The sequence below is a fragment of the Gammaproteobacteria bacterium genome, assembly GCA_033720895.1.
GTDB lineage: Bacteria > Pseudomonadota > Gammaproteobacteria > Natronospirales > JAJUFS01 > JAWWBS01.
Window position 1 is genome coordinate 1 of the sequence record JAWWBS010000018.1, and the last position, 18,271, is coordinate 18,271.

Annotated in this window: 19 protein-coding genes; 5 read left to right on the forward strand and 14 right to left on the reverse strand. The window is 64.1% G+C overall.

Annotated elements, in window-relative coordinates; translation table 11 throughout:
• Positions 1-16 precede the first annotated feature (16 nt).
• The 5 genes from rpoH to R3217_04445 all read right to left on the reverse strand — a co-directional run bounded on the left by rpoH (position 17) and on the right by R3217_04445 (position 5,867).
• On the reverse strand, positions 17-907 hold the full coding sequence (gene rpoH / locus R3217_04425) for an RNA polymerase sigma factor RpoH (GenBank protein MDX1454684.1): 891 nt from the start codon (positions 905-907) through the stop codon (positions 17-19).
• A gap of 170 nt (positions 908-1,077) precedes the next feature.
• Positions 1,078-1,998 (reverse strand): permease-like cell division protein FtsX, encoded by a 921-nt coding sequence (ftsX, locus tag R3217_04430; GenBank protein MDX1454685.1) that lies wholly within the window; start codon positions 1,996-1,998, stop codon positions 1,078-1,080.
• Positions 1,995-2,672, reverse strand: a complete 678-nt coding sequence (ftsE, locus tag R3217_04435) for a cell division ATP-binding protein FtsE (GenBank protein MDX1454686.1) — start codon at positions 2,670-2,672, stop codon at positions 1,995-1,997. Before ftsE ends, ftsX begins: the two co-directional genes overlap by 4 nt.
• The gene (gene ftsY, locus R3217_04440; protein ID MDX1454687.1) at positions 2,669-3,634 is read right to left on the reverse strand and encodes a signal recognition particle-docking protein FtsY; all 966 of its coding nucleotides are present in this window, start codon (positions 3,632-3,634) and stop codon (positions 2,669-2,671) included. The genes ftsE and ftsY overlap by 4 nt, the downstream gene beginning before the upstream one ends.
• A 130-nt stretch (positions 3,635-3,764) precedes the next feature.
• The gene (locus R3217_04445; protein ID MDX1454688.1) at positions 3,765-5,867 is read right to left on the reverse strand and encodes a hypothetical protein; all 2,103 of its coding nucleotides are present in this window, start codon (positions 5,865-5,867) and stop codon (positions 3,765-3,767) included.
• Positions 5,868-5,901: 34 nt separating this feature from the next.
• On the opposite strand from R3217_04445, the gene rsmD reads away from it, so the two are divergent.
• The 4 genes from rsmD (at position 5,902) to ggt (ending at position 9,228) form a co-directional block, all read left to right on the forward strand.
• Positions 5,902-6,666 (forward strand): 16S rRNA (guanine(966)-N(2))-methyltransferase RsmD, encoded by a 765-nt coding sequence (rsmD, locus tag R3217_04450; GenBank protein ID MDX1454689.1) that lies wholly within the window; start codon positions 5,902-5,904, stop codon positions 6,664-6,666.
• 81 nt (positions 6,667-6,747) lie between these two features.
• Positions 6,748-7,230 (forward strand): pantetheine-phosphate adenylyltransferase, encoded by a 483-nt coding sequence (gene coaD, locus R3217_04455; protein ID MDX1454690.1) that lies wholly within the window; start codon positions 6,748-6,750, stop codon positions 7,228-7,230.
• Positions 7,231-7,285: 55 nt separating this feature from the next.
• Entirely contained in the window at positions 7,286-7,561 is a 276-nt protein-coding gene (locus R3217_04460) for a YfhL family 4Fe-4S dicluster ferredoxin (GenBank protein ID MDX1454691.1), read from the forward strand.
• Positions 7,558-9,228, forward strand: coding sequence for a gamma-glutamyltransferase (ggt, locus tag R3217_04465; GenBank protein MDX1454692.1), 1,671 nt, complete (start codon positions 7,558-7,560; stop codon positions 9,226-9,228). Before R3217_04460 ends, ggt begins: the two co-directional genes overlap by 4 nt.
• Before the next feature lie 12 nt (positions 9,229-9,240).
• On the opposite strand, the gene mutM is transcribed toward ggt, so the two are convergent.
• From mutM to R3217_04490, 5 genes are read right to left on the reverse strand one after another with little or no spacing between them, the layout of a single operon-like run.
• Positions 9,241-10,056 (reverse strand): bifunctional DNA-formamidopyrimidine glycosylase/DNA-(apurinic or apyrimidinic site) lyase, encoded by an 816-nt coding sequence (mutM, locus tag R3217_04470; GenBank protein ID MDX1454693.1) that lies wholly within the window; start codon positions 10,054-10,056, stop codon positions 9,241-9,243.
• A 2-nt stretch (positions 10,057-10,058) separates the two neighbouring features.
• Complete coding sequence (locus R3217_04475; GenBank protein ID MDX1454694.1) at positions 10,059-10,574, reverse strand: hypothetical protein; 516 nt, start codon at positions 10,572-10,574, stop codon at positions 10,059-10,061.
• Positions 10,574-11,932 carry a GldG family protein gene (locus R3217_04480; GenBank protein ID MDX1454695.1) on the reverse strand — a complete coding sequence of 453 codons (1,359 nt, stop codon included), beginning with the start codon at positions 11,930-11,932 and terminating at the stop codon, positions 10,574-10,576. The genes R3217_04475 and R3217_04480 overlap by 1 nt, the downstream gene beginning before the upstream one ends.
• A 4-nt stretch (positions 11,933-11,936) precedes the next feature.
• Positions 11,937-12,683: an ABC transporter permease subunit gene (locus tag R3217_04485; GenBank protein MDX1454696.1), complete on the reverse strand. Its 747-nt coding sequence runs from the start codon at positions 12,681-12,683 to the stop codon at positions 11,937-11,939.
• Positions 12,680-13,642 (reverse strand): ABC transporter ATP-binding protein, encoded by a 963-nt coding sequence (locus R3217_04490; GenBank protein MDX1454697.1) that lies wholly within the window; start codon positions 13,640-13,642, stop codon positions 12,680-12,682. Before R3217_04490 ends, R3217_04485 begins: the two co-directional genes overlap by 4 nt.
• Positions 13,643-13,800: 158 nt before the next feature.
• Between R3217_04490 and R3217_04495 the strand changes: the two genes are divergently transcribed.
• Positions 13,801-14,994, forward strand: a complete 1,194-nt coding sequence (locus R3217_04495) for a fatty acid desaturase (GenBank protein ID MDX1454698.1) — start codon at positions 13,801-13,803, stop codon at positions 14,992-14,994.
• 52 nt (positions 14,995-15,046) lie between these two features.
• Here the strand turns inward: R3217_04495 and R3217_04500 are convergent, their stop codons facing one another.
• The 4 genes from R3217_04500 to radC all read right to left on the reverse strand — a co-directional run bounded on the left by R3217_04500 (position 15,047) and on the right by radC (position 18,203).
• Positions 15,047-16,756: a M1 family metallopeptidase gene (locus R3217_04500; protein ID MDX1454699.1), complete on the reverse strand. Its 1,710-nt coding sequence runs from the start codon at positions 16,754-16,756 to the stop codon at positions 15,047-15,049.
• Between the two features lie 166 nt (positions 16,757-16,922).
• On the reverse strand, positions 16,923-17,090 hold the full coding sequence (rpmG, locus tag R3217_04505) for a 50S ribosomal protein L33 (protein MDX1454700.1): 168 nt from the start codon (positions 17,088-17,090) through the stop codon (positions 16,923-16,925).
• 11 nt (positions 17,091-17,101) lie between these two features.
• Positions 17,102-17,338 carry a 50S ribosomal protein L28 gene (rpmB, locus tag R3217_04510; GenBank protein MDX1454701.1) on the reverse strand — a complete coding sequence of 79 codons (237 nt, stop codon included), beginning with the start codon at positions 17,336-17,338 and terminating at the stop codon, positions 17,102-17,104.
• Positions 17,339-17,528: 190 nt separating this feature from the next.
• Positions 17,529-18,203, reverse strand: a complete 675-nt coding sequence (gene radC, locus R3217_04515; protein ID MDX1454702.1) for a DNA repair protein RadC — start codon at positions 18,201-18,203, stop codon at positions 17,529-17,531.
• Positions 18,204-18,271 lie beyond the last annotated feature (68 nt).

Below are 18,271 nucleotides of genomic sequence, written 5' to 3' on the forward strand. Positions count from 1 at the left end.
GAAGCAGTTTTCCAGGTCAGGCTGCGATGATGCCCTTGAGCTTCTTCATCGCGTTGTTCTCCAGCTGGCGAATGCGCTCGGCGGAGACACCGTACTCGTCGGCCAGTTCCTGCAGCGTGGCTTTCGGTTCCTGCAGCCAGCGGCGCATGACGATGTCGCGGGTGCGCTCGTCCAGCGTCGCCATGGCGGCGTGCAGACGAGCTTCGCTGGCGGCTTCCCAGTCTTCGGCCTCGACCTGCTCGGCAGGGCCGTCTGCAGTGGCTTCGAGGTAACCGGCCGGGGCGAAGACACGGTCTTCATCGCTGTCATCCTGCGGGCCGTCGAAGGCCATGTCCTGGCCGGACAGTCGCGACTCCATTTCCAGCACGTCTTTCGGCGTGACGCCGAGATCATCGGCCACTGCTTCGACTTCTTCCTTCGAGAACCAGCCAAGACGCTTCTTGTTCTTGCGCAGGTTGAAGAACAGCTTGCGCTGGGCCTTGGTCGTGGCGACCTTGACGATGCGCCAGTTGCGCAGGATGAATTCGTGAATCTCGGCCTTGATCCAGTGCACGGCAAAGGACACCAGCCGCACACCGACTTCCGGATCGAAGCGACGCACGGCCTTCATCAGGCCGACGTTGCCTTCCTGCACGAGGTCGGCCATCGGCAGGCCGTAACCCTGGTAACCCTTGGCGACATGCACGACAAAGCGCAGGTGCGACAGGATCAGCTGGCGAGCGGCATCGAGGTCGCCCTCGTCGCGCAGGCGCACGGCCAGTTCCTGCTCTTCCTCGGCAGCGAGCATCGGCACGCTGCCCACCGCACGCAGGTAGCCGTCCAGGTTGCCCACCGGACCGGCAAGGGCAATTTCCTGGGCGCGACGTGCGTCACTCAGCGGGTTGTAGGTGGCGATGTTGCTGGCCATGTCGGCGTTCTCCCCTCGGGATGGATACGGCAAAACTGTTTATTTAGCAGTCGAATGCTATGACTGCTAATTTACTGAAAAGTTCCTTTGCAGTAAAGCCCTGGAGCCTGCCGGAGCTCTCTCTAAGGCACTGATAAAAAAGGAATTTCTACTATGAAAATTGTGGAGATTCAGCGTGGCTCGATGTCGCCCAGGTGTCGGGTGACCGCCAGCGCCGAGCCCAGCCAGCCGAGCAGGCTGCCGGCCAGCACGACATCCAGGCTGCCGTTCCAGCCCAGCCCCTGCAGGGTGAAGCCGCTGCCGTAGAGGCCTGCCAGGCGGGCCACGGGCGCTTCCATCAGCAGTAGCGCGATGCCGATCAAGGCCAGTGCCATCAATGCACCGAAGAGCCCGTACCAGAGGCCGCTGTAAAGGAAGGGCCGGCGAATGAAGGCGTTGGTGCCGCCGATCAGCTTGGTGATGACGATCTCGTCGCGGCGGTTCTGGATGTCGAGGCGAATGGTATTGCCGACAATGATGATCACCGCCAAGGCGAACATCGCGGCGATGATCAGGATGCCGCGGTTGACGATGTCCAGGATGGCATTCAGTCGACGCAGCCACTCGGTGTCGAGTTGCACCAGGTCGGTTTCCGGGAACGCCTCGAGTTCCACGAGCAGCGCGTCAACGCCATCGGCAAGCGCTGTTTCCGATGGCGATACCACCAGCACCGCCGGCAACGGATTCTCCTGCAGCGCGTCGATGGCGCCGCCGAAGCCCGACAGTTCCTTGAACTCCTGCAGCGCCTGCTCGGCCGGAATGACCGTCACTGCCGCGATATCGTCACGCTGGCGCAGCAGGTCGGCCAGCGCGTCACGCTGGTTGTCGCTGGTTTCCTGCTGCAGGAATACGGAAATTCGCGCCGTGCCTTCCCAGGAGCCGGACAGTTCCCGGGTGTTGTCGATCAGGACGCCGAGGCCGGCCGGCAGGGCCAGCGCAATGCCGATGACCGCGATCGTCATGAAAGAGGACAGCGGCTGGCGGTACAGGCGACCGAGCATGCTGAGACTGACCTGGGCGTGGCGAGCCAGCCAGTTACCCAACCAGCTCATCGACCCGCTCCCGTCACTTCGGGGCTGGCCAGGCGTCCCTGCTTCAGGCTGATGACGCGGTGGTTCATGCGGGCAATCAGGTCGTGATCGTGGCTCGCAACCAGCACGGTCACGCCGACCTGGTTGAAGCGCTGGAACAAGGCCATGATTTCCACCGACAGCGCCGGGTCCAGGTTGCCGGTCGGTTCGTCGGCAATGACCAGGGGCGGGCGATTGACGATGGCACGGGCAATGCCGACACGCTGCTGTTCGCCACCGGACAGGGTGATCGGCATGGCCCTCTCCTTGCCCAGCAAGCCGACCGCATCCAGCGCAGCCCGCACGCGACGACCCACGTCACGCGGTCCGTGGCCGGCAATGATCATCGGCAGCGCGACGTTGTCGAACACCGTGCGATCGTTCAGCAACTTGTGATCCTGGAATATGACACCGACCTGGCGGCGGAAGTAAGGCACGCGGAAACGGCCGACGCGACCAAGATTCTGGTTGTTGATCAGTACGTTGCCACGCGTCGGGCGCTCGATCAGCGCGATCAGTTTCAGCAGCGTCGACTTGCCGGCGCCCGAGTGGCCGGTCAGGAACACCATCTCGCCCTTGTCGACCTCGAAACTGAGATCATTCAGCGCCTGGTTGCCGCCGGGATAGGACTTGCTGACGCGGTCGAACTTGATCATGGGCTGGCCGCTTGCTCCTCGCTGGAGGGGTCCCTGTGAAGCAGGGCGCTGACGTAGTCTTCAGCGGCGAAGACCTGCAGGTCCTCCGCCGCTTCGCCGATGCCAATGTACCGTAGCGGAAGCCCGAACTGCTCGGCAAGCGCAAATACGATGCCGCCTTTGGCCGTGCCGTCGAGCTTGGTCACGACCAGGCCACTGAGTGCCACCGCCGCGTCGAATTCCCGAACCTGGTTGATGGCGTTCTGCCCGGTCGTGCCATCGATGACCAGCAGGGTTTCGTGTGGCGCGCCGGGCAATTGCTTCGCGATCACGCGCCTGACCTTTGCCAGTTCGTCCATCAGGCCACCCTGGGTCTGCAAGCGCCCCGCGGTGTCGATGATCAACACGTCGATGTCGCGCGAGCTGGCCGCCTGGACGGCATCGTGCGCGACGGCCGCCGGGTCGGCGCCGTGCTGCTGCGCCACGACAGGCACGTCATGGCGTTCGCCCCAGGCCTGCAACTGTTCGATCGCTGCCGCACGGAAGGTGTCTGCGGCCGCCAGCATGACGCGCTTGCCGTCACCTTTCAGCCGGGCGGCGAGCTTGCCGATGGTCGTGGTCTTGCCGGCGCCATTGACGCCGGTGACCAGCAATACATAGGGGCCGTCGCCATTGTCGAACACCAGCGGCTGCTCGACCGGCGCCAGGATGCCGAGCAGCAGTTCGTGCAGGGCGGCATACAGCGATTCGAGGTCGTCGACATCCTTGCGCTTGATGCGTGCTTCCAGGGCGTCGATGATTTTCAGCGTGGCATCCATGCCGACATCCGCGCTCAACAGGCGTGTTTCGAGCTCTTCCAGCGTATCGTCATCGATACGCACGCCGCTTACGAGTTCGCCGAGATCACGCGTGAGGAAGGAATTGCCGCTGTTCAGCCGCTCGCGAAGGCGCCCGAAAAGGCCTTTTTTCTGCTTTGCCGTCATGGGATGAGGAAATCGATCTGCTGCCTGTAAAGGGCCGTATCCTAGCATGTGTGCTGTCGGCCGATGGTGAAGCCGGAGGCAAAAAAAGAGGCGGCCGAAGCCGCCTCCTGGTCAAGCAATGCCCCTCAACTCAGGGATCGATGACCGAGCTGTCGACGATCAGGATGCCGTGACCGCCAGGCAGGATCGCCGGCGCCGGGTAACCCCCGATGAACACGGCCATCTCGGTCTGCATTTCGACCGTGGCGGCGGTGCTGTCCGTCGGATCAAGCAGCGAGCCATGGCCACCGGCGGTGAACTTCACCAGTCCGCTGACACCGTTGGTGTTGTCAATGGTGGTCGTGGACACCTGCGACAGGCCCATTGCCGCGATCAGGCTGTCGGTAGCCGAGTTCGGAATGACCTGGTCGGGCAGGCTGCCACCACCGCCGATGACTTCGTGCACCAGGATGTTGTGGTTGGCTGCTGCGGCTGCACCGTAGTTGACCGGGTCGCCGGCATCGATGACGGTCTGCGCATTGCGCAGGAATTCCTCGTAGCCACGAGTTCCGGCAATCACGCCGTTCTCGGCCAGGCCGGCATTGATCACCGGTGCGAACGTCGGCGATTCGGCCAGCAGTTCGGTGATCTTGCCGCCAGGCACCGACAGTACGGCTGCGCCCACGTCGGTGTTGACGCCAAGGAAGTTGGTGCCGGTGATCGAACCCAGCGACTGGCCGACAAAGCTGATCGGCTTGCCGCCGAAATCGGCCCCCGAGGCGCCGCCATCAAGCGCGGCATTGTAGTCAATGGTCGGAATCGTCTTCGTCAGGTGAATCAGGTTGGCCGCTGCCTGGCGCAGGTTGTCACGCGAGGTCAGCAGGCTTTCCAGGTTGATGAAGTACGAGCCCGAGTCGTCGATGCCGGCTTCGCCATCCTCGTCGAGGTTGAAGGTCAGCTCGGTAATGCCGTCGACGAGGGTCGCGTCGCCGCCGCTGACAGCAGCGTTCTGGTAGAGCGGGTTGGCGTCCGAGGCATACAGGCTGCTGCTGGTGTCGGTGATGCCGTGCAGCGGCAGGTCGATCGCAACCACGGCCTGGCCGGCGTCGGCCAGTGCGTCGGCCACAGCCAGCATGTCGGAGCGGTTACGCGTGATGCCATGCTGGTAGATCGTGACGCCATTGATGGTGGCGCCCAGTGCGGCCGTTGCATTCGGAACCGTCAGCAGGACCGGAATGCGGAGCACGGTGTTCACTGCCGGGGTCGGGCAGGCGCTCGTGGTGGATTCCGGCTGCTCGCTCAGTGCGGAAACGGCATCAACGACGGCCTGGCAGGGTGCGCTGGCCGGCGTCCAGTAGCTGGACAGCGGATTGCTGGGATCGTGGTAATACGGGACTTCCATGACGCCGACATACACGTCTGCCTTGCCCTGCAGTGCCGGGTTGGCGTCGGCGGTGGTGTAAATGCCGCCACTGTAGTCAACGCCGTTGGCCGGGATCGGCAGGAAGCCCGTGTCCTGTGCCACGGCCGTTGCTTCGATCACGTCCAGCGAGTCACTGACGCTCTGGGTCTTGAACGACCAGGCCACGGCGAGATCGGCAGCACCGATGCCGGCGCCGTCAGCCAGCTGCAGCAGCGGGTAGACAGCAGTGTAGATGGCCTGCAGTTCGCCGACGTTGGTGGTCGCCGGGTCGATGCCATCGGCATAAAGGTCCAGCAGGGCCTGGAAAACTTCGTCAGTGCCCAGCGCATCACCGGTCGTGGACTGCACGTTGTTGGTCACGAAGCCGGCATAGGTGGTGGCCGGGTCCAGTGGCACGCTCGGGACGATTTCGATGACGGACGTGCCATTGGCATAGTCCGCACGACCGACAGTCGCCGGCGCGACACCGAAGGTGTCGGTATTCACCAGGAAGACCGTTGCACCGTAGACCAGCGACGCCGAGGCAATGGTGTCAGTGGTCTCGACGTAGATCGACGCCGTTGTGGAATAGCCGTCGAGGCTGTTGAGGGCCGTCAGCGCAGTGTTGTTGGCCGAGGCCGGGATGTTCAGGGTGCCATCAGTGGTTCCCGAGAAGTAGATGTCGTTCGGGAACGGTGCGAGCGCAAAGGACGGCTTGTAGACAGCATAGAATTCACCGCCGGAAGGCTCGGTCACGACCGGGACGGATTCGTCACTATCGACGCCGCCGCAAGCGGACAGCAAGGTGGCTGCAAAAAGCAGGCTGGTAGTTGAAAGCAAACGCCTGATCATCGGAAATCCTCCTAGGTATGGGCCGGTCTAGGGTATGTCGGAAGTCGAAGCGCCCGCAAGCTCCTCATCTGGAGAAACATGCCGCGCGGCAATCCGGTACCATGCCTGCCTTGTATATCAGTTCCTTGTCATCGGTGCGGGACCATGGCCCCGTACCCTGCGCCCCGAGCGGCGCGGACCACCAACTATAGAAGAAGTGAAGGGCAGGCAGCAAAACACATTTCGCATAATTGGCGGCGAGCATCGCGGCCGTCGGCTGGCATTTCCGCCACCGGGCCGGGAGGCCGCGTCATATGGGGCGATACGCCCTTCGCCGGACCGAGTGCGGGAGACCGTGTTCAACTGGCTGGCGCCGGTCCTGGCCGGCGCGCGCTGCCTGGACCTGTTCGCCGGTAGCGGTGCCATGGGGCTGGAGGCGCTGTCGCGCGGGGCGGCACATTGCCGTTTCATCGACCTGAATCCGGCGGCGATTGCCGCCATCCGGGAGCACCTGGGCCTGCTGGCGATGGGTGCGCGGGCCGAGGCTGCCGTCGGCTCGGCAACCGCGGCGCTGGCAACGCCGCCGACCGAACCCTTCGATCTCGTGTTCCTTGACCCGCCCTACGATGCCGACCTGCTGGCTGGCAGCATCGCGGCGCTGGATGAAAACGGCTGGTTGGCGCCCGGCGCGGCCATCTACCTCGAACATCGGCGCCAGGACAGCGTGCCTGCCTTGCCCCCCGACTGGACGCTGGCTCGCAGCAAGCAGGCCGGTGACGTGGCCTATCATCTCGCCTGGAAGCAAGCACCAGGCGGCTGAGCGAGTTGGCCTGGGCGAGTTGGCCTTGGCGGGGCGATTGCTTACCATGGGCGCTCCTGAAGCATGGACACCTGAAACGCCATGAGCACCCGCAATGTCCTGTACCCCGGCACATTCGACCCGATCACCAATGGTCACAGCGACCTGATCGAGCGCGCCGCGCGGCTGTTCGACCGTGTGGTCGTGGCGGTTGCGGCCGATACCGGCAAGACCCCGACGTTCACGCTGGAGGAACGCGTCGACCTGGCGAAGCGGGTGACGGGCCACCTGGACAATGTCGAGGTGACCGGTTTCTCGGGCCTGACCGTGGAATTTGCCCGCGAACAGGACTGCCACGCGGTGCTGCGTGGCCTGAGGGCCGTGTCCGACTTCGAGTTCGAATTCCAGATGGCAGCGATGAACCGCCACCTTGGCCCGGATGTCGAGACCCTGTTCCTGACGCCCAGCGAGCAGGTCACCTTCATCTCTTCCAGCCTGGTCCGCCAGGTCGGTTCGCTGGGTGGCGACGTGTCCGATCTCGTACACCCTGAAGTCGAGCAGGCGATACGCCAGCGCTTCAGCTGAATCCTGCGCCGTCCGCGCGCGGGTCTTTCATTCCAACGTCAAAGGTTGCCAACGCATGTCCTTGAAGATCACCGACGAATGCATCAATTGCGATGTCTGCGAACCGGTCTGCCCGAACGAGGCGATCTACATGGGCGTCGAAATCTACGAAATCGATCCGAACCTGTGCACGGAGTGCGTGGGCCATTTCGACGAGCCGCAGTGCCAGACGGTCTGTCCGGTCGACTGCATTCCCCTGGATCCCGATCACAAGGAAAGCCGCGAGGACCTCGAGGCAAAATACCAGCGGCTGCAGGAAGCCGGCATCGGCCAGGACGTGGAGGGCGCATGAAGCGCACGCTCTGCCTGTTGCTGGTGTTTTTCCCGGGCCTGGCCTGGGCGAGCGAGCCGGCGCCTCCCGGCGGCATTGCCTCGGCGCACCCGCTGGCCACTTCGGCCGGCATCGAAGTGCTCGCCATGGGGGGCAATGCCTTTGATGCCGCCGTCGCTGTCAGTGCGGCGCTTGGCGTGGTCGAGCCGTTCAGCTCGGGCCTGGGTGGTGGCGGCCTGTTCCTGCTGCACCGCGCCGACGATGGTTTCGAGACCATGATCGACGGACGCGAGACCGCACCGGCGGCCGCCGGCCCGGACATGTATCTCGATGCCGCGGGCGAGGTGAATACCGACAAGGTTCGCGAGGGCGCGCTGGCCGCGGGTGTCCCGGGATTGCCGGCAGCTCTGGTCCACCTTTCGCGACACTACGGCCGGCTGGACCTGGCCGAGGCGCTGGCACCGGCCATTCGGCTGGCAGAGGACGGGTTCCGGGTCGACGGGCGACTGGCGGCCATCAGTGCCGACAAGCAGGCCTTCCTGCGCCAGCATTGCGCGCCAGGCTGTCCTTTCCTGAAGGCAGACGAACGGCCGTATGGCCGCGGCGAGTTGTTGCGCCAGCCCGAGCTGGCGGCAGTGATGAAAAAGCTGGCAGCTGATGGTGGCGAAGATTTCTATCGTGGGCAGACGGCGGCCCGGCTGGTGGCGGAAGTCCGGGAGCGCGGCGGCATCTGGCGGCTGGATGACCTGTCGGCCTACCGCGCGAAGGAGCGCGGGGTCATCAAGGGCGAGTATCGCGGTTACGAGATCACCACGGCTGCGCCACCGAGCTCCGGTGGCATCACCTTGATCGAAACGCTCAACATCCTGGCTGGATTCGATCTCGACGCCATGGATCCGGCGACCCGGATGCATGTCATCGCCGAGGCGTGGCGTATTGCCTATCGTGATCGCAATGAATTCCTGGGCGATACCGATTTCGTGACCATTCCCGCCGCGCGATTGATGCACCCGGCGTACGCGGCCGGCCTGCGCGCCAGCATTCGCCTCGATGCGGCGACACCGTCCGCACGGCTGCCGTCCGTGCTGGTCGAGGACGAGGGTGACCACACCTCCCACTTTTCCATTATCGATTTCGATGGCAATCGCGTGGCCGGTACGCAGACGGTCAATTTCCGTTTCGGTGGTGGCGTCGTGCCTGCCGGTACCGGCGTCGTGCTGAACAATGAAATGGACGACTTCACCGCCAAGCCGGGAGAGCCTAACGGCTTCGGCCTGGTGCAGGGCGAGGCCAATGCCGTTCAACCGGGCAAGCGGCCCCTGTCGTCGATGACACCGACCTTTGTCGAGTCGAAGGTCGGCGGGGGCAAGGGCGTGCTGGTGATCGGCACGCCGGGCGGTTCACGCATCATCAGCATGGTGACGCTGGGCATTCTCGAGTACATCGCCGGCGGGAGCGCTGCCGACATCACCGCCTTGCCACGCTATCACCACCAGTACCTGCCGGATGCGATCAATGTCGAGCCGGGCAGCCTGTCACCCGAGCTGATCAAGGCGCTGCGCGAGCGTGGTCATGGTCTCAAGGAAGGGTCGCGCCGCTGGGGCAACATGAACATTGTCATCCGGCATGCCGACGGCATGCTCGAGCCTATGACCGATCCGCGCAACGAAGTTCGCGTCGAGTTCTGATCCGCTGACGGTTCACTGCTGGCACTGCGGACACCAGTAGGTGGCGCGCTGGCCCATGACGCGATGTTTCACCGGCGTTGCGCACTGCCGGCAGGGTTCGCCCTCGCGACCGTAAACATTCAAGTGAATGCGAAAGTACCCGGTATTGCCGTCCGGCTGGGTGAAGTCGCGCAGCGTCGTGCCACCTTCCGCGATGGCACGTTGCAATACGTTCTTTATCGCATCGGCCAGTCGCGCGTATTCCTTGCGCGTGACCCGGCCTGCCGCACGCCCGGGCCGGATACCGGCCAGGAACAGGGCCTCGCTGGCGTAGATGTTGCCGACCCCCACGACCACGTGTGCGTTCATGATGAACAGTTTCACGGCCAGCTTGCGCTTGCGCGAGCGCGCGAACAGCAATTCACCATCGAAGGCATCTTCCAGCGGCTCCGGGCCCAGGGCTTCCAGCAGGGGGTGCTCCAGCGGCTCCCTGGCGGTCCAGTGCACGGAACCGAAGCGGCGCGGGTCGTTGAAGCGCAGGCACTGACCGTTGCCGAACACGATGTCGAGGTGGTCGTGCTTTTCGACCGGGGTGTCCGCGGGAATGACGCGCAGGTGACCCGACATGCCGAGGTGCAGCAACAAGGTGCCACGCTGGAATCGGAACAACAGGTACTTGGCACGCCGCTCGACATCCAGCAACGGCTGCTCCAGCAGCGTTTTCGCAAGGTCTTTCGGCACTGGCCAGCGCAGTCGTCGTTCGCGCACGATCACGCCGGTGACAAGCTCGCCCTTGATGTGGGGCGACACGCCGCGTCGCGTGGTTTCGACTTCAGGCAGTTCAGGCATGCTCAGCGGTCCGTTGCATCCAGTGCGTAGAAGCCGGCTTCCTGTTCAACGTAGTAGGCCAGCAAGGGCGAGACCAGCAACAGGGCAGTGTCGCTGGCCAGGTAGCGCGACTGGCCGATGGCGGTGTTGCCGCCGAGCCGCAGCGTGATGTCGCCGTTGACGGTCAGGATCGCGCGCGGCGGTGCCAGCCCGATCTGGTTTTCGTCGACGGCATCAAGTGCATAGCTGGCTTCGGCCGGCACGCGCAACATGTTCAACAGTTGCATGACCTTGTCCGGATCGGCCGCACGCACGGCCCCGTCGCCGCTCAGCCGCCACGCGTCCGCGTGTTGCTCGAGTCGCCACTCCTGGCTGTCAATTCGTACCGCCAGTTGCGTGATCGCCAGGTCGGCAGGCAGCGGCGATGGCTTGGTCGCCGCCGGCGCATCGGCCGGGCGCTGGCTCAACCAGCCGAGCAGCACGACGGCTGCCGCGAGTGCCAGCAGCATCCACCAGCGCCGTTGCAGCATGCTGCTCATCAGCCGCGCCGTCGCTGCACGAAGCGAAAGACGCCAGCGCCGAACAACGCCAGCGGAATGACAAACAGGAACAGCACGGCAATCGCGAGCAGGCTGGCCTGGCCAAGGTCGAGATTGCGATCGGGCCTGGCCGTGATATCGATGTTCAGCAACTGGTCCTCGGCCGTCAGCCAGTTGAACAGGTTGAGACCCAGTGCCAGGTTGCCGCCATTGCCGATCATGCGGTTGCTGAGAAAGTCGCCGTCGCCAATGACCACGGCCCGCTGGCTGCCGCGCGCTTCCCTGCCACCGTCTGCCAGTACCGGCCGTTCGAGCATCACGCCGAAGGTGATCGGGCCGGGCAGGTCGGTATCGTCAAGGCTGACACTGTCCCCGATTGGCGAACGCTCCAGCCAGCTTTGCGGCGAGGTTTGCAGGATGGGTGTCAGCTTCCAGTTGCTGCCTTCCCGGGAGGTGATACCGGTGGCGCGCAGGAAGGCCGTGTTCTTGTCGAAAGCCCGTGTCGGCCCGAGCTGCGGGTACTGCGTGATCACGGCGATCGTCGGGTCGGTGATGCCGAATACGCGTGCCTCGGCATCGACAATCGTGCCTGGCTGGAGTCGAACACCCAGCATGGCTTGCAGGTACCCCAGTTCCGGTCCGTCGCCCGGATCGGTCAGCCACAGCAGCTGTCCGCCGTCATCGAGAAAACGGCGGGTCCGTTCGATTTCGATCGGCAACCAGTCGTCCACCGGGCTGGCGACGACCAGCAACTCGACGTTGCGTGGCAGCGACTGCTCCGCCAGGTTGATGCCTTGCAGGCGAAAGCCCTGCTTCCCGAGGGCCGCGACGAATGTGCCCATGTCGAAGCCGCCGTTCCCCTGCCAGTTGCGCTCGCCATGGCCTTGCATGAAGGCCACCCAGCGGTCACCGCGGCGTGACATGGTGGCGATGGCATTGCTGATGTCGGCCTCGGCCAGGCTGCGTACCTGCGCCCGGTCATCGCCATGGCGCAGCACCAGTTCAGGCACGTTGCGTATGCCTTCCTTGCGGGCCAGTTCCGGGGCGGTGTCCGGGTTGACGAAAGTCAGGGTGATGTCGGCATGCACGTCACGGTAGCGATCCACCAGCTCCTCGAGGTGGCGGCGCAGGGTGGCCTGTTCGCGCATGAACGCCGTGATGGTGAGGGGGCCGTCAAGCGTGCTCAGCAGCTCGATGCTGGCTTCGCTCAGCGAATGGCGCTTCGTCGCTGTCACATCGATGGCGCTGCGGCTGCTGCCGGTCAACCAGATGGCCAGCAACAGGATGGCGAGCGTCAGCATGCCGCCCAGCAGGCCCTGCAGTTTCAGTGTTCGGCGGGTGTGCTTGTCGATCAGCATGGCATCAACCTGTCAGGCGGCGGGCTTCCAGCCGCCTTGTGGTGAAGATGAGAAAGCCGGCAATGAAGACCAGGAAATACGCCGTCGCTGCCAGGGACAGGTAGCCACTGACCAGGCCGCGCAGGTGCCGAAGCTGCGCGACGAACATGCCCAGTACTTCACCGCTTGCGAGGCCCGATTCCAGCAACCACAGCAGCACCAGCACCGTGAAGCTGCCCAGGGCGGCCAGCAGGGGTTGTTGCGTCAGGCTGGAAAAGAACAGCCCCACGGCAATGAAGCTCGCGGTCAGCAGCAAGAGACCGGCCAGGCCCGACAGGGTGCGACCGATATCGATGTCGCTGCCGAGGCGCAGCGACAGCAGCATCATTGCCAGCAAGCCGATCGACAGCAGCATCACGCCAAGCAGGCCGAGGAACTTGCCCAGCACGATGTCGGCGCTGCTGACGGGCGAGGACTGCAACAGCAACAGGCTGCCGGAACGCTGCTCGTCGGCGAAGGCGCGCATCGACAACAGGGGCACGATCACCAGGAGCAGCGCAGCAGCGGTGGACAGCACGGGCGCAATCACCAGGTCGGTCACCCCGGGTGCGCCCTCGATTGCCGCCAGCCTCGGCGCCACTTCGAGGAACTGGTCGATCTGCAGCAGGAACAGCCAGGCCAGCAGGAACTGCACCATGCCCAGCACGGAAAAGGCCAGTGGCGAACGGAACAGGCCGGCCCATTCGCGGCGGGCGATGACCAGCGATTTCATGCGTCGTCCTCCCTCTCGGTGTCGACCAGCCGCTGGAACAGCGACTCCAGGTCGGCTGTCTGTTGTTGCACTTCGAGCAGGCCCCAGCCTGCGGCGACGACTTTCTCGGCCAGGGCCTCCGGGTCCGAGCCGCCGACCAGCAGGGTCGTGGCGTCGAGGCGTTCGATGTCATTGCCGAGGTGCTGCCGAATGGCATCGTCGTCAGGCAGCTGCCTGGCTTTCAGCCGGATGCGCTGGCCACCTTCGCTGCCGAGTTCGTCCATCGAACGGTCCAGTTGCACCCGACCGCGATGCAGCAGCAGCACGCGTGAACACACGGCTTTGACTTCCTGCAGGATGTGGGTGGACAGGATCACGGTGTGCTGGCGACCGAGCGCGGTGATCAGCTCGCGGATGCCATTGATCTGCAAAGGGTCGAGTCCGACGGTGGGCTCGTCGAGGATGACCACGGCCGGGTCGTGCACGATGGCCTGCGCAATGCCGACCCGCTGCTGGTAGCCCTTGGACAGGTTGCCGATGATGCGGCTCCGCATGTCGCCGAGGCCGCAACGGTCGAGGGCATCGTCCACGGCCGTGTCGAGGTCGTGCCGCGCGACATCGCGCAGTTCGGCCGCGAAACGCAGGTAGCTGGCGACGGTCAGCTCGGGGTAAAGCGGCGGGATTTCCGGCAGGTAGCCGAGCATGCGCTTGGCGCGCAGCGGTTCTTCCAGCAGGTCGATGCCGGCAATGCTGACCTTGCCATGGCTGGGTGCGAGCACACCGGCCAGCATGCGCATGGTGGTCGACTTGCCAGCCCCGTTCGGGCCGAGAAAGCCCATGATCTCGCCCGCATCCAGGCGGAAATCCAGCTGGCTCACCGCCGGCGTTCCGGCATAATCGCGCCCCAGCTGACGGGCTTCGATCAACGGGTCGCCCTGGCGGATCGCTTCACTCTGGCTGCTGGCGGTCTCGGCCGTCATGGCCACTCTCCTTGTCGCGATTGCTGCATGGCAGCATGTCGGGTTCGGTCACACAGGATTGGTTCGGACCCTTATTGTCCGGGAAACCGTGGACCGCACCCGGACCCTTGCCCATAATGCTTGTCCGAATACTGGCTGCAATCTTACAGGTTTACCGAATGCGTGATGAACTCCTGTCGCTACCCTGGGTGGGTGGTGCGCTAGACCTTCCCTTCTGGGCCCTTGTCGTCGTGACCCTGCTGGCCATGCACATCACGGTGATGGGCGTGACCCTCTACCTGCATCGCGATGCCACGCATCGTGGCCTGGACCTGCACCCGGTGGTGCGACACTTCTTCCGCTTCTGGCTGTGGATGACCACCGCCATGCAGACCAAGGAATGGGTGGCCGTGCATCGCAAGCATCACGCCAAGTGCGAAACCGACGAGGACCCGCACAGCCCGGTGAAGCTCGGTCTCAAGCGCGTGCTGCTCGAAGGCGCGGAGCTCTACTCGGTCGAGGCCGACAAGCCGGAGACCCTGGAGACCTATGGTCGCGGCACGCCGACCGACTGGGTCGAGCGCAATCTCTATTCGAAGTTCCCGATCATGGGTGTCTCCATCCTGCTGGTCGTGAACCTGGTGATGTTCGGCGTGCTTGGCCTGACCATGTGGGCCCTGCAGATGATCACCATCCCCGTGCTGGCGGCTGGCGTGATCAACGGCCTGGGCCATCACACCGGTTACCGGACCTTCGAGTGCAAGGACGCTGCGACCAATGTCATGCCCTGGGGCGTGCTCATGGGCGGTGAAGAGCTGCACAACAATCACCACGCCTTCCCGAGCTCGGCGAAATTCGCGCTGCGCAAGTACGAGTTCGACATCGGCTGGGTCTACATCAAGGCGCTGTCGGCTGTTGGCCTGGCGACCGTGCGCCGCGTGGCGCCGACACCGAACGAGGCGTTGTTGCCTGGCAGCCTCGAGCTCGACAACGTCAAGGCAATCATCCTGGCGCGCCTGCATGTATTGCGCGAGTACACGCGCTCGGTGACCTTGCCGGAACTGAAGGAAGAGTGCGCGGCGATGGGCGAGCGATTCAATGCGCGCCTGAAGCAGGTATTCGTGCGCGAGGGTTCCTTGCTGGACAGTGCCGGGAAGGAACGGCTGCAGGCGTATCTCGAGCGCAGCGAACGCCTCAAGCGCGTGCACGAATTCCGCCTGAAACTGCAGGGCTTGTGGGAGTCGTCCACGGCCAGCAACGACAAGCTGGTGCAGCAATTCAAGGATTGGGTGAAGGAAGCCGAACACAGTGGCATCCGTTCGCTGGAACAGTTTGCCGAGCGGCTGAAGGGTTACCAGCTGCAGCCCGCCTGACAATCGGAAGCTTGAAAAAAAGCCCCGGCATTGCCGGGGCTTTTTTGTTGGGTCATTGCTCTGGCGGAGGGTCCGCGGGCAGGGCCAGCAGCCAGCCGTCCGGATCGATTGTCACTTCGGCATCCAGCGGCACGCGCAGGCTGCCCTTGCCGCCCTGCATGGCCACGCGTTGAACCTCGCCATTGACGCCGACCGGGATCGGCAGCTGGAAAAGGGGATCGTCCCATTCCAGCACGACGGTCTCGTGATCGGCAGCGCGCGCACGGCTCATGGTCCAGCGAGGGATCTCGGCCGTGTAGAAATACTTCTGGAAGAACCAGTCATGCGGCTCGCCATCGATGGCGTTCACCAGGCCGCGAAAATCGGCCAGGTTTGCCGTCTTGTAGGCGAAGCGCGGGTCGTTCTGCAACTGGTAGACCGCGGCCCAGAAATCCTCGTCTTCCATCAGCCAGCGCAGCGAATGCAGGGCGCAACTGGCCTTGTCATAGACCTCCGGCACGTAGCCGGCCTCGGCAACGACGTCGGTGCCGGAAATGATCGGGTTGCGGTACCGGTTGAATGCCTTGGCATTGCAGCTGTTCTGCATGTACTCGAGATAGCGCTGCTTGCCGGAATCCGCATCGACAAACACAGCATGAGAGTAGGCACCAAAACCCTCGTGCAGCCACCAGTCCGCCCAGTCGCGCGCCGAGACCTTGTTGCCCCACCATTCATGGGCCGTTTCGTGCAGCAGCAGCCAGTCAAAACCGAAGTCGTTGAGCTTGAAATTGCTGCCATAGGCCACCAGGGTCTGGTGCTCCATGCCGAGATGCGGTGTCTCGACCACCCAGTACTTGTCGTTCCAGAACGGGTATTCGCCAAAGCGCTTCTCGAACGCGGCCAGGATCCGCGGCCCCTGGTCCAGCCACATCTCGCGAGCTTCTTCTTCATGCTCGGGCAGGGCCCAGAAAATGATTTCCTCGACCTTGCCGCTGGCTCGCGTGTACGAGGTCGGAATGGCGACGTAGGGACCGATGGCGATGGCCACGCCGTACTGGTTGATCGGGTAGCTGACTTCCCATTCGCTGATCGCGCGCCCGTCGACCCGCTTTTCCGACAGCTTCCTGCCATTGGCCAGGCCGACCAGGCCCCCGGGTACATCCAGCGAGATGCGCATGCCCTCGTCGGGCTCGTCGGAGGGGTGGTCCTTGACCGGCCACCAGAGGTCGCCACCGCTGCCTTGCGAGGTCGTGCCGACCCAGGGCGAGCCATCCTCGGCGCTCTTCCAGACCATGCCGTCGGACCAGGGCGGGGCCAGCGCCTCGTGTGGCACGCCAGCGTAGTTGATGGTCACCTTGTGACGTTCGCCTTGCTTCCAGCTATCGGCCAGGCCGATTTTCACCAGGCCGCCTTCGTGCACCACTGCCTGCGGCGCCTTGCCGTCGACGGTCACCTTGCTGACCTCGAGTCGCGAATCCAGCGGGATTTCGAACAAGTCACTGTCGGCCAGTACGCGCACCGATATGGTGTTGCTGCCAGCGATGGATTTCGTCTCGGGGTAGAAGGCGATGTCCAGGTCGTAATGACGAACGTCGTAGCTGGCCTGAGCAAGGCGCAGCGGTCCGCCCATCAGGGCCGTCGCCCGCCAGCCTTCTGCCTGTTCCGGCGTCACGCGCTTGTTATAGAGCTGGACCAGGCCATCGTCGGGCTTGTCCGGGCCGCTGGCGCAGCCTGCCAGGGCCAGCGCGGAAAAAAGGCAAAGGGTACGGATGAATCTCGGCATGACGGTCTCCTTCGTGGAGACCCGAGGTTAGCGGGGCATTCCGGGTGGGTCCAGTTGCAGTGCAATGAAGCGGTGCCGTCGGTCCAGCCTTGCGGCGGGTAACTTGCCCAAAAACAAACCCGCCTTGTGGCGGGTTCGTTTGAAGCATCAGGACGGTGAAGATCGCTTACTTGATCTTCGCTTCCTTGTATTCGACGTGCTTGCGAACAACCGGATCGTATTTCTTCATCGAAATCTTTTCCGGGGTGTTCTGCTTGTTCTTCATGGTCGTGTAGAAGTGTCCCGTCTGGGCACTGGAGACCAGCTTGATCTTTTCGCGCTTGCCAGTTGCCATGCTAGTTCTCCTTAAACCTTCTCGCCACGGGCACGCAGGTCGGCGAGGACCGTGTCGATACCCTTCTTGTCAATGATGCGCAGTCCCTTGGTGGAGACGCGCAGCTTCACGAAGCGGCCTTCTGATTCCACCCAGAAACGCTTCGAATGAAGGTTCGGGAGGAAGCGGCGCTTCGTCTTGTTGTTGGCGTGCGACACGTTGTTTCCGCTAACGGGTCGCTTGCCGGTTACCTGGCAAACTCTCGACATCGTTCTATCCTCGGTCCTGATTCCTGCTAGCTGCCGCGATTATCCCGTTTCGGACGTGCCGGGCCCGGGATGGTGGGCAGAAAGGCCGCACTTTATACCAGTCCGGCCGCCGCAAGGCAAGTTCCGGGCAGGATTTTTGCCTGTTTTCGGGGCTTTCGGGCGCCAGGGCAGCTGGCAGGCCGGGCTAGCCTCAGAGCAGGCCGCGTTCCGCGAAACTGACCGTTTCCCCGTCGCCGACCACCAGGTGGTCGAGGGTCCGGATATCGACCAGTGCCAGCGCGTTCTTGAGACGGCGCGTAATCTGCCGATCGGCGGCGCTGGGCTCGGCCACGCCCGAAGGGTGATTGTGGGCGAAAATCACCGCCGCTGCGCCCCTGGCGAGCGCCTCCTTGACCACCTCGCGGGGGTAGACGCTGGCGCCGTCGATGGTGCCGCGGAACAGCTCCAGGCTGTCCAGCAGCCGGTGGCGATTGTCCAGCAGCAGGCAGAGAAAGACTTCATGCGGGCGATCCCGCAGCCGGGCTTGCAAGTAGCGGGCGACCGAGGCGGAATCCACGCAGGCATCGGGCTGCTGCAGGGCCTCGCCCAGGTGGCGGCCGGCCATCTCCAGCACCGCTTGCAGCTGGGCGTACTTGGCAGGTCCGAGGCCGGCGACAGCGCAGAAGTCTTCCCGGTTGGCGGTCAGCAGGCCACGCAGGCCCTTGAAATGGACCAGCAGATCGCGGGCGAGGTCGACGGCGCTGCGGCCGGCTCGACCCGTGCGCAGGAAGATGGCCAGCAGCTCGGCGTCGGACAGCCAGGCGGCCCCCCGGGCCAGCAGTTTTTCACGTGGCCGTTCGTTTTCGGGCCAGTTCCTGATCGACATGCCTTCGCCTTGCTTCAGTGATTCGCGGGCTTACGGTATCGTAGGCGACCTCGACCGCCACTCCGGAG

What these genes read in the sequence shown, in the direction of transcription:
- R3217_04480 (MDX1454695.1), bottom strand. Translation starts at nt 11,932, where the DNA reads ATGCTGATCGACAAGCACACCCGCCGAACACTGAAACTGCAGGGCCTG.
- R3217_04445 (MDX1454688.1), bottom strand. Translation starts at nt 5,867, where the DNA reads ATGATCAGGCGTTTGCTTTCAACTACCAGCCTGCTTTTTGCAGCCACC.
- R3217_04495 (MDX1454698.1), top strand. Translation starts at nt 13,801, where the DNA reads ATGCGTGATGAACTCCTGTCGCTACCCTGGGTGGGTGGTGCGCTAGAC.
- coaD (MDX1454690.1), top strand. Translation starts at nt 6,748, where the DNA reads ATGAGCACCCGCAATGTCCTGTACCCCGGCACATTCGACCCGATCACC.
- radC (MDX1454702.1), bottom strand. Translation starts at nt 18,203, where the DNA reads ATGTCGATCAGGAACTGGCCCGAAAACGAACGGCCACGTGAAAAACTG.
- rpoH (MDX1454684.1), bottom strand. Translation starts at nt 907, where the DNA reads ATGGCCAGCAACATCGCCACCTACAACCCGCTGAGTGACGCACGTCGC.
- ftsE (MDX1454686.1), bottom strand. Translation starts at nt 2,672, where the DNA reads ATGATCAAGTTCGACCGCGTCAGCAAGTCCTATCCCGGCGGCAACCAG.
- rpmB (MDX1454701.1), bottom strand. Translation starts at nt 17,338, where the DNA reads ATGTCGAGAGTTTGCCAGGTAACCGGCAAGCGACCCGTTAGCGGAAAC.
- mutM (MDX1454693.1), bottom strand. Translation starts at nt 10,056, where the DNA reads ATGCCTGAACTGCCTGAAGTCGAAACCACGCGACGCGGCGTGTCGCCC.
- R3217_04490 (MDX1454697.1), bottom strand. Translation starts at nt 13,642, where the DNA reads ATGACGGCCGAGACCGCCAGCAGCCAGAGTGAAGCGATCCGCCAGGGC.
- ftsX (MDX1454685.1), bottom strand. Translation starts at nt 1,998, where the DNA reads ATGAGCTGGTTGGGTAACTGGCTGGCTCGCCACGCCCAGGTCAGTCTC.
- R3217_04475 (MDX1454694.1), bottom strand. Translation starts at nt 10,574, where the DNA reads ATGAGCAGCATGCTGCAACGGCGCTGGTGGATGCTGCTGGCACTCGCG.
- ftsY (MDX1454687.1), bottom strand. Translation starts at nt 3,634, where the DNA reads ATGACGGCAAAGCAGAAAAAAGGCCTTTTCGGGCGCCTTCGCGAGCGG.
- ggt (MDX1454692.1), top strand. Translation starts at nt 7,558, where the DNA reads ATGAAGCGCACGCTCTGCCTGTTGCTGGTGTTTTTCCCGGGCCTGGCC.
- rpmG (MDX1454700.1), bottom strand. Translation starts at nt 17,090, where the DNA reads ATGGCAACTGGCAAGCGCGAAAAGATCAAGCTGGTCTCCAGTGCCCAG.
- R3217_04460 (MDX1454691.1), top strand. Translation starts at nt 7,286, where the DNA reads ATGTCCTTGAAGATCACCGACGAATGCATCAATTGCGATGTCTGCGAA.
- R3217_04485 (MDX1454696.1), bottom strand. Translation starts at nt 12,683, where the DNA reads ATGAAATCGCTGGTCATCGCCCGCCGCGAATGGGCCGGCCTGTTCCGT.
- rsmD (MDX1454689.1), top strand. Translation starts at nt 5,902, where the DNA reads ATGTCGGAAGTCGAAGCGCCCGCAAGCTCCTCATCTGGAGAAACATGC.
- R3217_04500 (MDX1454699.1), bottom strand. Translation starts at nt 16,756, where the DNA reads ATGCCGAGATTCATCCGTACCCTTTGCCTTTTTTCCGCGCTGGCCCTG.